Raw genomic sequence first — 12,283 nt, 5'->3', positions numbered from 1 at the left:
TTCAGACAGGATAGGGGCGTACACGCGATGAGAGAATCGGCGCAATCCGATTCTTGCGCCGCATGGACAGGGCGGCAGTCAGGCGAGCGCGTGGCCATGCATTTTTGCGCCGCCGATCTAGAATGCTGACTTCTCCTCTCCTGCCGCCCGCACGCCCCGCATGGAACTGAAATGGCTCGAAGACTTCGTTTCGCTGGCGGAGACCCGCAGTTTTAGCCGTTCCGCGGAACTGCGGCATGTCACCCAGCCGGCGTTTTCGCGCCGTATCCAGGCGCTGGAAGCATGGCTCGGCACCGAACTGATCGACCGCTCGGTATATCCGACGCGTCTCACGGCGGCGGGGCAGATCTTTTATGAGCAGGCGCTGGCGATGCTCTCGCAGTTCCACGAGGCGCGCACGCTTTTGCGCGGCCACATGGCGACGCCGGCGGCCACTATCGAATTCGCCGTGCCGCACACGCTGTCGCTCACGTATTTCCCGCGCTGGCTGCAGCGCATCGAGGCGCAGCTCGGACCGGTGCATACGCGGCTGCGCGCCCTGAACGTCCATGACGCAGTGCTCTCGCTGGTGGAAGGCGGCTGCGATCTGGTGATGGGCTACCATCATCCGAGTCATCCCGTCGCGCTCGACCCGGCCCGCTACGACATGCTGACGCTCGGCATCGAACCGATCAGTCCGTTCTCCGCGCCCGGCCGTGCGGGACGCGCGCGCTACACGCTGCCGGGCACGCCGGACGAGCCCGCGCCGTACCTGTCGTACACGCCGAACGCGTATCTGGGCCGCATGACCGAGGTGATCATCGCCAATGCGCCGGGCCGCCTGTATCTCGACCAGCTTTACGAAACGGACATGGCCGAAGGCCTGAAAGCGATGGCCCTGGCCGGCCACGGCATCGCGTTTCTGCCGCACAGCGCCGTCGAAGACGCGGTGGCGGACGGCAAGCTGATTCGCCTCGATCGTGCATCGCGCGGCACGCCCGAAGGGCAGTTCACGCTGACCATGGAGATCCGCCTGTACCGTGACAAGCTGGCCGCGCAGGGCGACGATGCGCGTCACGTGCTGGTGCGGCAGTTGTGGGACGCCGTGAGCGCGGAGCTTGCTCAAAGCGCCGCGTAGGCTCGCTGGAAGCCGCGCCAGGCCTCGCTTTGGGCGCGACGGGATGAGCCCGGCGAAAGCCGATTATTGCGCCCCATACGACAGTTTTTTGCGGATTTTCAACGTTATGCAAGAAAAACATAACGGGATGAACAAACGGCATTGGATTTCAAATTGGCGTTTTTCGACAATGTCGTCATTCGGTCAAAACGCTTGGAGCGTTCATGTCATCCCAACCGCAGTCCGCATCGTCGTCGCAATCCGTCCCGTCGTATCTGAATAGCGACAATCTCGGCCCCTGGGGCAACTATCTGCGTCAGGTCGACCGCGTCGCGCCGTATCTCGGCTCGCTGTCGCGCTGGCTCGAAACCCTCAAGCGGCCGAAGCGCATCCTCATCGTCGACGTGCCCATCGAACTCGATAACGGCACGGTGGCTCATTTTGAAGGCTATCGGGTGCAGCACAACGTGTCGCGCGGTCCGGGCAAGGGCGGCGTGCGTTATCACCAGGACGTGACGTTGTCGGAAGTGATGGCTTTGTCGGCATGGATGTCGGTCAAGAACGCGGCCGTGAACGTGCCATACGGCGGCGCCAAGGGCGGCATTCGCGTCGACCCGCGCACGCTCTCGCGTGGCGAACTCGAACGCATGACGCGCCGCTACACCAGCGAAATCGGCATCATTATCGGACCGAACACCGACATTCCCGCGCCGGACGTGAACACCAACGAGCAGGTGATGGCGTGGATGATGGACACCTACTCGATGAACCAGGGCCAAACGGCTACGGGCGTCGTGACCGGCAAGCCGATTACTTTAGGCGGCTCGCTCGGCCGTCGCGAGGCAACTGGCCGCGGCGTGTTCGTGGTGGCGTCGGAAGCGGCGCGCCGCATTGGTGTCGACATCGAAGGCGCGCGCATTGCCGTGCAGGGCTTCGGTAACGTGGGCGGCATCGCCGCACGCCTGTTCCAGGAAGCCGGTTCGAAGGTGGTTGCGGTGCAGGACCACACGGGCACGATTCACAAGTCCACGGGCATCGACGCCGTGGCGCTGCTCGCTCACGTGGCGAAGACCGGCGGCGTGGGCAGCTTCCCGGAAGCGGACGCGATTGCGGCCGAAGACTTCTGGACTGTCGAATCGGACATTCTGATTCCGGCGGCGCTGGAAAATCAGATCACCGAAAAGAACGCCGGCAAGATCAGGACGAAGATCGTCGTGGAAGGCGCCAACGGCCCGACCACCACGGCGGCCGACGACATCCTGCACGACAAGGGCATTCTCGTGATTCCCGACGTGGTGGCGAATGCCGGCGGCGTGACGGTGTCGTACTTCGAATGGGTGCAGGATTTCTCCAGCTTCTTCTGGACCGAAGACGAGATCAACCAGCGTCTCGAGCGCGTGATGCGCGAAGCGTTTGCCGCCGTGTGGCAAGTGTCGAGCGAGCAGAAGGTTTCGGTGCGTACCGCTGCGTTTATCGTCGCCTGCAAGCGCATTCTCGAAGCACGCGAATTGCGCGGCCTGTATCCCTGATCGGGTCGTTTCGGTTTTTCTAAAGTTTCCCCTGTGGTTGTCGCGGCTCGTCAGGCCGCGGGTCTCCTCGACGGGCGGCATCGTTACGATGTCGCCCGTTTTTTTATCCGCGCGTTAATTTCGAGTACTGACATAGTGTCCGCGAGGGCCGTGGCAAGGTACCCTGTCAGGACTGCATCACAGTCAAATTTCAGTTTAATTACAGTTTGGACAAATGCGGGTTCTTTGCTGGGCTTTGCATGGGACCCGGGTAATCGCTGAGGCGATAACTCGGGTCGACCGCTTTGCATGGGACCGGAGTAATCGCTAAAGCGATAACTCGGGTCGACAGGAGATCACCTATGAAGGTTAGGAACGCTGCGCTGCTGGTCGCGATGCTCGGGCTGTTCGCCGCGCGCGTGCATGCGCAGGACGCCGGCACGCTAAAAAAGATCAAGGATACCGGCGTCATTTCTCTCGGCTACCGTGAGTCGTCGATTCCGTTTTCCTATTACGACGACCAGCAGAACGTCATCGGTTACTCGCACGAGTTTCTGGAGAAAATCGTGGAGGCCGTCAAACAGAAGCTCGACATGCCGGATCTGAAGGTCAGGATGACGCCGGTCACGCCGCAGAATCGGATTCCACTGGTGCAGAACGGTACCGTCGACCTCGAATGCGGCTCTACCACGAACAATATCGAGCGCGAGCAGCAGGTCACGTTTTCGAACACCATCTTCGTGATCGAAACCCGTCTGATGACGCGCAAGGATTCGGGCATCAAAAACTGGTCGGATCTGAAAGGCAAGACGGTGGCGACAACGGCCGGCACCACCTCGGAGCGCCTGTTGCGCAAGATGAATCAGGACAAGGGCATGGGCATGAACATCATCAGCGCCAAGGATCACGGCGAGGCGTTTCAGACGCTTTCCGGCGGTCGCGCTTCCGCGTTCATGATGGACGACGCATTGCTCGCCGGCGAGCGCGCCAAGTGGGGCAATCCCGCGCAATTCGTAATCGTCGGGCCGCCGAAATCGGAAGAGGCATACGGCTGCATGATGCGCAAGAACGACCCGGAGTTCAAGAAAGTGGTCGACGCCGAGATTGCCAGGATAGAAACCTCGGGTGAAGCGGATCAGATTTATCGCCGCTGGTTCGAAGCGCCGATTCCGCCGAACGGTCTGAATCTGAATTTCCCGCAAAACGATGCCATCAAGTCGCTTTTCAGGAACCCGAACGACAAGCCCATCGACTAGCCGGGCATCGCGCCGCGAATATTGACCATCGTGACGGCCTGTTTGCCGAAATGGTAAGGTTCGCGGGCGCGTGTCGTTTCGTGGTCTGTGCAAATTGCGGCGAGCCTCGTCAAAGGTCTTCAGATAAAGGTTGCAAGATGATTTCTATCAAGAACGTTTCGAAGTGGTACGGTCAGTTTCAGGTGCTGACCGACTGCTCGACGGAAGTCAAAAAGGGTGAAGTGGTGGTGGTGTGCGGACCGTCCGGTTCGGGCAAGTCCACCCTCATCAAGACGGTCAACGGCCTTGAACCGTTTCAGAAAGGCGAAATCACCATTGATGGTCAATCGGTGGGCGACAAGAAGACCAACCTGTCGAAGCTGCGCGCGAAAGTCGGCATGGTGTTTCAGCACTTCGAATTGTTCCCGCATCTGTCGATCACGGACAATCTGACGCTCGCGCAAATCAAGGTGCTTGGCCGCTCGAAAGACGAAGCCACCGCGAAGGCGTTGAAACTGTTGGAGCGCGTCGGCCTGCGCGCCCACGCGGACAAGTTTCCGGCGCAGCTATCCGGCGGTCAGCAGCAGCGCGTGGCGATTGCCCGCGCGCTGTCGATGGACCCGATCGCCATGCTATTCGACGAGCCAACCTCCGCGCTCGACCCCGAGATGATCAACGAAGTGCTCGACGTGATGGTGGAACTGGCCCAGGAAGGCATGACCATGATGTGCGTGACGCACGAAATGGGCTTCGCGAAGAAGGTCGCGCATCGCGTGATTTTCATGGACAAAGGCTTGATCGTCGAAGACGACCGCAAGGAAGATTTCTTTGCCAATCCGAAGTCGGACCGGGCCAAGGATTTTCTGGCGAAGATTTTGCACTGAGGCGGGTTGCCGGCGCGCAAACAAAAATGGCCGCTCGAAAGAGCGGCCATTTTGCATGTGTTTCGTTCCGGGGAGAGTCCGCTTCGACGGTTAGGATCGGCCTACACGGCGCGGCTTACTTCCTTGCTTCAGGACTCGAAAGCGGCGGCATCGTCCGCGGCTTCGACGTCGAGCGTGACCGGTTCGGGCGATACCACCGCCGGGCGAATGGACGCGGTTGCCATGGTCGCCGAGGCGGACGCGTCCAACGCCGGATTGCGCAGCTTTTCGAGCACGCAGGGCGGCACCGGCACATTCACGCGGCCCACCACCTCGCCGTGCTGGAACATCAGCAGGTCGCCGGGTTTGAATGCGGTCCACACTTCGTTGTCGGTCAGCGGCTGGGTGGCGATGACCGCGACGCGGTCTTCCGGCGTGGTGTATTTGGCGAAATCGATCGACACGTCCGCGTCGACCAGATGCGCGGTCGAAAACGGCCAGCGGCGCACGATGTAGTGCAGGTTGGTCGAGCAGTGGGCGAACAGCGCCTGGCCGTTGGACATCAAAAAGTTGAATACGCCGAATTGCGTGATCTCGCGCGTGAGCGTGCCGAGCACGGCAAACAGTTCGTCGAGCGGCGGCTGGGTAGTCGGAAATGCCTTACGCAGACCTTGCAGCAAGGCGCAGAACGCGAGTTCGCTGTCGGTGGTGCCGACCGGCTGGTAGACGCCGGTCAGGAACGGCGAATGATTCTTGAGGTCGCCGTTGTGCGCGAAGATCCAGTGACGGCCCCACAGTTCACGCATGAACGGGTGGCAGTTTTCCAGCTGGATATGACCTTGCGTGGCCTTACGGATGTGCGCAATGGTGTTCTTCGACTTGATCGGGTAACGCTTGACCATTTCGGCGATCGGCGAGGTGGCCGACGACTGATGGTCAATGAACAGGCGGCAGGCCTTGTCTTCGAAGAAGGCGATGCCCCAGCCGTCAGCATGGTGATCGGTGACGCCGCCGCGCGCCGCAAAGCCGGTGAACGAGAACGTGACGTCCGTCGGCGCGGCGCAGTTCATTCCGAGGAGTTGGCACATGTGCTGATGCGGAGCTTCTTAACGGGGCGACCCGTTACAATGACGATTTCCAAGCATATCACCGAGCCAGGCGCGTCAAATAGCTAAATTGACCTATGTATATACCGCAGCGCTGCGGTTTGCCCATGTCAATGCTGCTGGCGGTGCCGGGTTCGTCAACCTCACGCCATGACTGCTTCCACTGCTTCCCTCGATTCCCTGACGTTCGCCCGCCCCGACGACTGGCATCTTCATGTGCGCGACGGCGCAATGCTGGCGGCCGTACTGCCGGATACCGCGCGCCAGTTCGGTCGCGCGATCATCATGCCGAACCTGAAGCCGCCCGTGACGACCACCGCGATGGCGCAGGCTTACCGCGAACGCATCGTCGCCGCAATTCCGGCCGGCGTGAAGTTCGAACCGCTGATGACGCTGTACCTCACCGACAACACGCCGCCCGACGAGATTCGCCGCGCCCGCGAAAGCGGCTTCGTGCATGGCGTGAAGCTCTATCCGGCGGGCGCCACGACCAATTCGGACGCGGGCGTCACCGACATCATGAAGTGCGCGAAAACGCTCGAAGTCATGCAGGAAACCGGCATGCCGTTGCTGATTCACGGCGAAGTGACGGATGCCTCGATCGACCTGTTCGACCGCGAGAAAGTGTTCATCGACCGTGTGATGACGCCGCTGCGCCGTGCGTTTCCGGCGCTGAAGGTGGTGTTCGAGCACATCACGACCAAAGATGCGGTGGACTACATCCGCGAAGCCGGCGCCGCGCCGGAACTGCTCGGCGCGACGATCACCGCGCACCATTTGCTCTACAACCGCAACGCGATTTTCCAGGGCGGCATTCGTCCGCATTACTACTGCCTGCCGGTGTTGAAGCGCGAGACGCACCGCGTGGCGCTGGTCGAGGCGGCCACCTCGGGCAATCCGCGTTTCTTCCTCGGCACGGATAGCGCGCCGCATCCGAAGGGGTTAAAGGAGCATGCGTGCGGTTGCGCGGGCTGCTACACGGCGCTGCACGCGCTCGAACTGTATGCGGAGGCCTTCGATCAGGCCGGCGCGCTGGACAAGCTCGAAGGGTTCGCCAGCTTTTTCGGCGCCGACTTTTACCGTCTGCCGCGTAACGCCGGGAAGGTCACGCTGCGCCGCGAACAGTGGACGCTGCCGGCGGAATTGCCGGTGGGCGATACGCCGGTCGTGCCCTTGCGCGGCGGCGAGACGATCGGCTGGCGGCTGGTCTGAGGCAGAACGTGGCGGGCGAAGAGGGCAAGCCCGGTTTTGCGGACATCAACTGGTCGTTGCCGTGGTTCGCGCAGTTCAGCGCGCGGGGTGTCCGCTGGCAGCAGGCGGCACTGACGAGCTATGCCGCACTGCTCGACGAAATGAATGCCGACGCGCGGATAGCGCGGCAGACCACCGGCCGCGGTCAGCGCCTCGCCTTCATCGCACAGGACCAACTGCCGCCGGGCGCGGCCTACGAGGCGCATATCGCCGCGACAGGCTGCGTGCCCACTCGCCATAACCTGCACGATTTCTTCAATGCCTCGGTCTGGTTTGCCTTCCCGCGCATCAAGGCTGTGCTGAATGCGCGCCAGTCGGCCGCCATCGATGCTCTGGGCGTCGGTCCGACGCGCGGCGGCGTGCGCGATGCCCTGACGTTGTTCGACGAGAACGCCTTGCTGTTCGCGTGTGCGGATCCTCAGCTCAGCCAGGGATTGCGCGGCTTCGACTGGTCGACGCTGTTCGTGGCGAACCGCCCGGCGTGGGGCGAACGCTGCGAGGTGCGCTGTTTTGGTCACGCGTTGCTGGAGAAGCTGATCTCGCCCTATAAGGCGTGCACTGGGCATGCGTGGATCGTCGAGGTCCCTGCCGGATATTTCTCGTGGTCCATCGAGGCACGCAATGCATGGCTCGACGAAGCGGTCAGCCGCGAGCTGTCGTCCTTGCCGGACTTGACGGTCCGCCTGTTCTCACCGCTGCCGCTGCTGGGCATCCCCGGCTGGTGGCCAGCCAATGAGGCGGCGTCTTTCTACGACGATCCCGCGGTATTTCGCGCGGGACGCAGCCGGATTCTCGCCAGGCCAGCGCCTTGAGAACCGATGCCCGTTGTTCGCGCTGAACAGCACGACAGGGCGGTCGACCCGCGAACAGCCGCCGTAGCCTCAGTTTCTATTTCTCCCTCGCCGCGGCCTCATTCGCCCGCAGGTGTTAAAATCCGCGCCAGCAAAGCAGGTCAGGCAGTCGCGGCCTCTGCGGTTTCGGCCAACGAGGGCGAGGAAAGTCCGGACTCCATAGGGCAGGGTGATGGCTAACGGCCATCCGTGGCAACACGCGGAACAGGGCAACAGAAAGCAAACCGCCGATGGCCCGGCGCAAGCCGGGATCAGGTAAGGGTGAAACGGTGCGGTAAGAGCGCACCGCGGCTGCTGCGAGGCAGACCGGCACGGTAACCTCCACCCGGAGCAATTCCAAGTAGGCAGGCTAGCATCTTCGAGATGCAGGATGGGGCCCCCGTCACGTCTGCGGGTAGGAAGCTTGAGCGCGTCAGTAATGGCGCGCCTAGAGGAATGGCTGCCACGCGCGCGGCGCTTCGGCGCGGCGCGTGCACAGAATCCGGCTTATCGACCTGCTTTGCCGCTGAATAGAAAAATGCCGGCATCCGTGAGGATGCCGGCATTTCCTTTCGGTGTCGCCGCCTGGCGCCGCCAGGTTCAGCCCGCGACGATATCGAACGAGTGCGTCAGTTCAGCGGTCTTGGCGATCATGATGGACGCCGAGCAGTATTTGTCGTGCGACAGGTTGATCGCCCGTTCCACGGTAGCGGGGTTCAGGTTCTTGCCGGTGACGGTGAAGTGAAAGTGAATTTTGGTGAACACTTTCGGATCTTCGCTGGCGCGCTCGGCTTTCAACGTCACCGAGCAGCCGGCGATTTCCTGACGGCTTTTCTTCAGGATCATCACCACGTCGTAGGCCGTGCAGCCGCCGGTGCCGAGCAGAACCATTTCCATGGGACGCGGCGCTAGGTTGCGGCCGCCGCCTTCCGGCGCGCCGTCCATCGTGACGAGGTGGCCGCTGCCCGTTTCGGCGGCGAAGGCCATGCCGTCTTGCCCCATCCAGCTAACTTTGCATTCCATGCCTGTACCCCAGCTTGCGCATCTTGTATTCGAAATGCCATTGTAGCCCGAGGTCTGCGCGTTCGCCCGAGGGCACTTCGGCGCGCCGATATGCTCGTTGATGGCTTGCATGTTGCGGTGCCGCATGCTGCGTGCAGTGCGGGATTGCCCTGACGCCATTAGGGGTTTTGCTCTAGTGCAGCCGTGAAAAAGGGCGATGAATCAAAGGCTAAGTGTTTGATATAAATAATATTTATTGCTGAACTCTAGAGCGGAGGTGTGTGCCACATTATGAAATCGAATTTCGTAATGCAAATGATCTTGCGTTGCACAAGGTCGGCTCATATAATCGTTTCCATTGGTTGTCGCAGTTCGGCAACTTCCGCATGTCTCCTCCACCCTCCTCCTATGGTGGATTAAACCCGAACCGCTCGTTCGGGTTTTTTTTCGCCCGCGCCCCGAACCCGGCTTGGCCGCTGCAAATTTTGACGAGCGCGCAGAATTTCCTTTATAATCCAAGGCTTTTCCGCATTCGTGCCCGCGGAGGAAGAACAGGGAGAGCCTGCACGCGCCTCGATGCGCACATTACAAGCAGGAAAAAACACTGGGCGCAGCAATTATTTTTGGATCGATCATGAAGACATTTTCCGCAAAGGCCCATGAGGTTACGCGCGAATGGTACGTGATTGACGCGACGGATAAGGTTCTCGGGCGTGTCGCCAGCGAAGTGGCACACCGTCTTCGCGGCAAACACAAGCCAGAATTCACTCCGCACGTCGACACCGGTGATTTCATCATCGTTATCAACGCCGGCAAGCTCCGTGTCACGGGCAACAAGTCCACGGACAAGAAGTACTACCGTCACTCGGGTTACCCGGGCGGTATTTATGAAACGACGTTCGGCAAGATGCAGGAACGCTTCCCGGGCCGCGCGCTCGAGAAAGCGGTCAAAGGCATGCTGCCGAAGGGCCCGCTCGGCTACGCGATGATCAAGAAGCTGAAGGTCTACGCTGAAGCAACGCATCCGCATTCGGCACAACAGCCGAAAGCGCTCGAGATCTAAGGGGAGCCCACATGATCGGTAATTGGAACTATGGCACGGGCCGCCGCAAGAGCGCCGTCGCACGCGTCTTCATCAAGGCAGGCAAGGGCGATATCGTTGTGAACGGCAAGCCCATCGCCGACTACTTCTCGCGCGAAACGTCGCTGATGATCGTGCGTCAGCCGCTGGAACTCACGAACCACGGCGTCACGTTCGACATCAAGGTCAACGTGACGGGTGGCGGTGAAACGGGTCAAGCCGGTGCGGTTCGCCACGGCATCACCCGCGCGCTGATGGACTACGACGCAACGCTGAAGCCGGAACTGTCGAAGGCTGGCTTCGTTACGCGTGACGCTCGTGAAGTCGAACGTAAGAAGGTCGGCTTCCACAAGGCACGTCGCAGGAAGCAATTCTCGAAGCGTTAATCGCTTCGGTGTGCTCTGGCCTTCGGGTCAGGTCACTGCAAAAGCCGCCAGCGCGTTTGCGTTGGCGGCTTTTTTCATATTCGGGCGTCGTGCGGGCCGACCGCGGGCTGTCGGAGAGAACCCATTGATTTTGTGGGCTTCGGCACGATATTGAGATCAGCCCTACAATAGCGGTTAGAAGCCTTTTTGGAGAGTTCGAATGAACGCAGTCACCGACACCCCCGTGACCGAGATGCCTAGCCCCTTCGTTTTTACCGACGCAGCGGCTGACAAGGTCAAGCAGCTGATCGACGAAGAAGGCAACCCGGAGCTGAAACTGCGCGTATTCGTGCAGGGCGGCGGCTGCTCGGGCTTTCAATACGGTTTTACGTTCGACGAAGCCGTCAACGAAGACGATACCGTGATGAACAAGAGCGGCGTCCAGCTGCTGATCGATTCGATGAGCTACCAGTATCTGGTTGGCGCTGAGATCGACTACAAGGACGACATCAACGGCGCCCAGTTCGTGATCAAGAATCCGAACGCCACGACCACCTGCGGTTGCGGTTCGTCGTTCTCGGTCTGAGATAGAAGGTCGCGGGACTGAGGCCTGAGCAGGCAGACCGGAATCTGGATCGGTGTTACAAGAAACGGGGCTTCGGCCCCGTTTCTCATTGATCCTGCACATTGCCCGCCATGCCGGCCGGGCCTGCGAATCTCTCAGCGCGGATAAATCGCGCCCAGCACTCGCTCTCCCGCCGCGCCCGTGACCGCCGCCAGGTTGCCCGGCTCGCGCGCCACGCAGCGCATCGCCAGCCACGCGAACGCCAGTGGCTCGACCTGGTGAGGCGGCACGCCGAGCGCCTCGGTGGTCAGCACCGGTACGCCGCTAACGCCGCTGTCCTCAAGCGCGGCCTGGATCGCTTTCATCAACACCGGGTTACGCGCGCCGCCGCCGCAGACATACACCGCCCGCACATCCGATGCATGACGTTCGATTTCGCGAGCCACTGTGATTGCTGTCAGCGCGACCAGCGTCGCCTGCACGTCGGCGGGGGCGAGGGCGGCAAACGGCTGCAGTTTCGCGTCGAGCCAGGCCGGATTGAACAGGTCGCGGCCGGTGCTTTTTGGCGGCTGTTGCGTGAAGAACGGCTCGTCGAGTAACGCGTTTAGCAACGGTTGATGCAACTTGCCGCCAGCAGCGAAATGCCCGTTTTCGTCGAACGGCTTGCCGAGATGGCGCTGCGCCCATTCGTCGAGCAGCGCGTTGGCCGGCCCGCAATCGAAGCCGCGCACGCCGCCCGCGGCATTCAGAATCGTAATGTTGCTGATGCCGCCCAGATTGCACACCACGCGCGTTTCGCCCGGCGCTCCGAACACGGTCGCGTGGAACGCCGGCACCAGCGGCGCGCCCTGGCCGCCCGCGGCGACGTCGCGGCTGCGGAAGTCCGCGATCACGTCGATGTGCGCCATTTCCGCCAGCAGCGCCGGATTGTTGGTCTGACGCGTGTAGCCTTTCTCCGGACGATGCCGCACCGTCTGGCCGTGCACACCGATGGCCCGCACGTCGACGGCTGACAGACTGCCCCCGCGCAACAGTTCATGCACGCACACCGTGTAGCGGGTGGCGAGCGCATTGGCCGCCAGCGCTTCGCGCTCGATCTCGTTCTCTCCCGGATGCTGCAGGCCGAATAGCGCCTCGCGCAGGCCTTCCGCGAAGCCCACGAAGGCCTCCGCGAGGACGACCGGCGGCTTGCCCCTGGCGAATTTGACGGCAATGCCGTCCACGCCGTCCATGCTGGTCCCCGACATCAAGCCGAAATAGATGCCGTCCGCCGTGCTCTCTTGCGCCACGATGCTGCTCCTGTCAGTCATTGGTGATGAACCGTGCCGGTTTAAACAGTATGGGTTTTAAACCGCGCGGTTTGAACCTTGTCCGCAGATTA

The 12,283-nt window shown here is 61.5% G+C and carries 13 protein-coding genes and 1 other RNA gene; 11 read left to right on the top strand and 3 right to left on the bottom strand.

Going from position 1 to position 12,283, the window contains the following annotated elements:
• Nucleotides 1-160: 160 nt before the first annotated feature.
• The 4 genes from FQ755_RS35345 (at nt 161) to FQ755_RS35330 (ending at nt 4,723) form a co-directional block, all read left to right on the top strand.
• Nucleotides 161-1,117: a LysR family transcriptional regulator gene (locus FQ755_RS35345; RefSeq protein ID WP_144162577.1), complete on the top strand. Its 957-nt coding sequence runs from the start codon at nt 161-163 to the stop codon at nt 1,115-1,117.
• A 203-nt stretch (nt 1,118-1,320) separates the two neighbouring features.
• Nucleotides 1,321-2,625: a Glu/Leu/Phe/Val family dehydrogenase gene (locus tag FQ755_RS35340; protein WP_144162575.1), complete on the top strand. Its 1,305-nt coding sequence runs from the start codon at nt 1,321-1,323 to the stop codon at nt 2,623-2,625.
• A gap of 341 nt (nt 2,626-2,966) precedes the next feature.
• The gene (locus tag FQ755_RS35335; RefSeq protein ID WP_144162573.1) at nt 2,967-3,860 is read left to right on the top strand and encodes a glutamate/aspartate ABC transporter substrate-binding protein; all 894 of its coding nucleotides are present in this window, start codon (nt 2,967-2,969) and stop codon (nt 3,858-3,860) included.
• Between the two features lie 137 nt (nt 3,861-3,997).
• A complete protein-coding gene (locus FQ755_RS35330) occupies nt 3,998-4,723 on the top strand; it encodes an amino acid ABC transporter ATP-binding protein (RefSeq protein ID WP_144162571.1) in 726 nt (241 codons plus the stop codon).
• A gap of 128 nt (nt 4,724-4,851) precedes the next feature.
• Here FQ755_RS35330 and FQ755_RS35325 read toward each other — a convergent pair whose 3' ends face one another.
• The gene (locus tag FQ755_RS35325) at nt 4,852-5,790 is read right to left on the bottom strand and encodes a class II glutamine amidotransferase (RefSeq protein WP_144162569.1); all 939 of its coding nucleotides are present in this window, start codon (nt 5,788-5,790) and stop codon (nt 4,852-4,854) included.
• A 168-nt stretch (nt 5,791-5,958) separates the two neighbouring features.
• Here FQ755_RS35325 and pyrC point away from each other — a divergent pair, with 168 nt between their 5' ends.
• The 3 genes from pyrC to rnpB all read left to right on the top strand — a co-directional run bounded on the left by pyrC (nt 5,959) and on the right by rnpB (nt 8,415).
• A complete protein-coding gene (pyrC, locus tag FQ755_RS35320) occupies nt 5,959-7,020 on the top strand; it encodes a dihydroorotase (RefSeq protein ID WP_144162567.1) in 1,062 nt (353 codons plus the stop codon).
• An 8-nt stretch (nt 7,021-7,028) separates the two neighbouring features.
• On the top strand, nt 7,029-7,871 hold the full coding sequence (locus FQ755_RS35315; protein ID WP_313957491.1) for a DUF3025 domain-containing protein: 843 nt from the start codon (nt 7,029-7,031) through the stop codon (nt 7,869-7,871).
• Nucleotides 7,872-8,003: 132 nt separating this feature from the next.
• An RNA gene (rnpB, locus tag FQ755_RS35310) (RNase P RNA component class A) lies at nt 8,004-8,415 on the top strand.
• Between the two features lie 74 nt (nt 8,416-8,489).
• Here rnpB and FQ755_RS35305 read toward each other — a convergent pair.
• Nucleotides 8,490-8,912 (bottom strand): OsmC family protein, encoded by a 423-nt coding sequence (locus FQ755_RS35305; RefSeq protein ID WP_063497318.1) that lies wholly within the window; start codon nt 8,910-8,912, stop codon nt 8,490-8,492.
• A 260-nt stretch (nt 8,913-9,172) separates the two neighbouring features.
• Here FQ755_RS35305 and FQ755_RS35300 point away from each other — a divergent pair, with 260 nt between their 5' ends.
• From FQ755_RS35300 to erpA, 4 genes are all read left to right on the top strand, one after another.
• Nucleotides 9,173-9,529 carry a hypothetical protein gene (locus FQ755_RS35300; RefSeq protein ID WP_144162563.1) on the top strand — a complete coding sequence of 119 codons (357 nt, stop codon included), beginning with the start codon at nt 9,173-9,175 and terminating at the stop codon, nt 9,527-9,529.
• On the top strand, nt 9,526-9,954 hold the full coding sequence (gene rplM, locus FQ755_RS35295) for a 50S ribosomal protein L13 (RefSeq protein ID WP_074262452.1): 429 nt from the start codon (nt 9,526-9,528) through the stop codon (nt 9,952-9,954). Before FQ755_RS35300 ends, rplM begins: the two co-directional genes overlap by 4 nt.
• Before the next feature lie 11 nt (nt 9,955-9,965).
• A complete protein-coding gene (gene rpsI / locus FQ755_RS35290; protein ID WP_011489810.1) occupies nt 9,966-10,358 on the top strand; it encodes a 30S ribosomal protein S9 in 393 nt (130 codons plus the stop codon).
• Nucleotides 10,359-10,557: 199 nt separating this feature from the next.
• Nucleotides 10,558-10,923: an iron-sulfur cluster insertion protein ErpA gene (gene erpA, locus FQ755_RS35285; protein ID WP_074262450.1), complete on the top strand. Its 366-nt coding sequence runs from the start codon at nt 10,558-10,560 to the stop codon at nt 10,921-10,923.
• Nucleotides 10,924-11,057: 134 nt separating this feature from the next.
• Here the strand turns inward: erpA and FQ755_RS35280 are convergent, their stop codons facing one another.
• Nucleotides 11,058-12,212 carry an anhydro-N-acetylmuramic acid kinase gene (locus FQ755_RS35280; RefSeq protein ID WP_144162561.1) on the bottom strand — a complete coding sequence of 385 codons (1,155 nt, stop codon included), beginning with the start codon at nt 12,210-12,212 and terminating at the stop codon, nt 11,058-11,060.
• Nucleotides 12,213-12,283: the final 71 nt, after the last annotated feature.

The organism is Paraburkholderia sp. BCC1885 (assembly GCF_900996235.1).
In the GTDB taxonomy this organism is placed as follows: domain Bacteria; phylum Pseudomonadota; class Gammaproteobacteria; order Burkholderiales; family Burkholderiaceae; genus Paraburkholderia.
This window is presented reverse-complemented; position numbering and strand designations above follow the sequence as displayed.

What these genes read in the sequence shown, in the direction of transcription:
- FQ755_RS35345 (WP_144162577.1), top strand. Translation starts at nt 161, where the DNA reads ATGGAACTGAAATGGCTCGAAGACTTCGTTTCGCTGGCGGAGACCCGC.
- FQ755_RS35340 (WP_144162575.1), top strand. Translation starts at nt 1,321, where the DNA reads ATGTCATCCCAACCGCAGTCCGCATCGTCGTCGCAATCCGTCCCGTCG.
- FQ755_RS35335 (WP_144162573.1), top strand. Translation starts at nt 2,967, where the DNA reads ATGAAGGTTAGGAACGCTGCGCTGCTGGTCGCGATGCTCGGGCTGTTC.
- FQ755_RS35330 (WP_144162571.1), top strand. Translation starts at nt 3,998, where the DNA reads ATGATTTCTATCAAGAACGTTTCGAAGTGGTACGGTCAGTTTCAGGTG.
- FQ755_RS35325 (WP_144162569.1), bottom strand. Translation starts at nt 5,790, where the DNA reads ATGTGCCAACTCCTCGGAATGAACTGCGCCGCGCCGACGGACGTCACG.
- pyrC (WP_144162567.1), top strand. Translation starts at nt 5,959, where the DNA reads ATGACTGCTTCCACTGCTTCCCTCGATTCCCTGACGTTCGCCCGCCCC.
- FQ755_RS35305 (WP_063497318.1), bottom strand. Translation starts at nt 8,912, where the DNA reads ATGGAATGCAAAGTTAGCTGGATGGGGCAAGACGGCATGGCCTTCGCC.
- rplM (WP_074262452.1), top strand. Translation starts at nt 9,526, where the DNA reads ATGAAGACATTTTCCGCAAAGGCCCATGAGGTTACGCGCGAATGGTAC.
- rpsI (WP_011489810.1), top strand. Translation starts at nt 9,966, where the DNA reads ATGATCGGTAATTGGAACTATGGCACGGGCCGCCGCAAGAGCGCCGTC.
- erpA (WP_074262450.1), top strand. Translation starts at nt 10,558, where the DNA reads ATGAACGCAGTCACCGACACCCCCGTGACCGAGATGCCTAGCCCCTTC.
- FQ755_RS35280 (WP_144162561.1), bottom strand. Translation starts at nt 12,212, where the DNA reads ATGACTGACAGGAGCAGCATCGTGGCGCAAGAGAGCACGGCGGACGGC.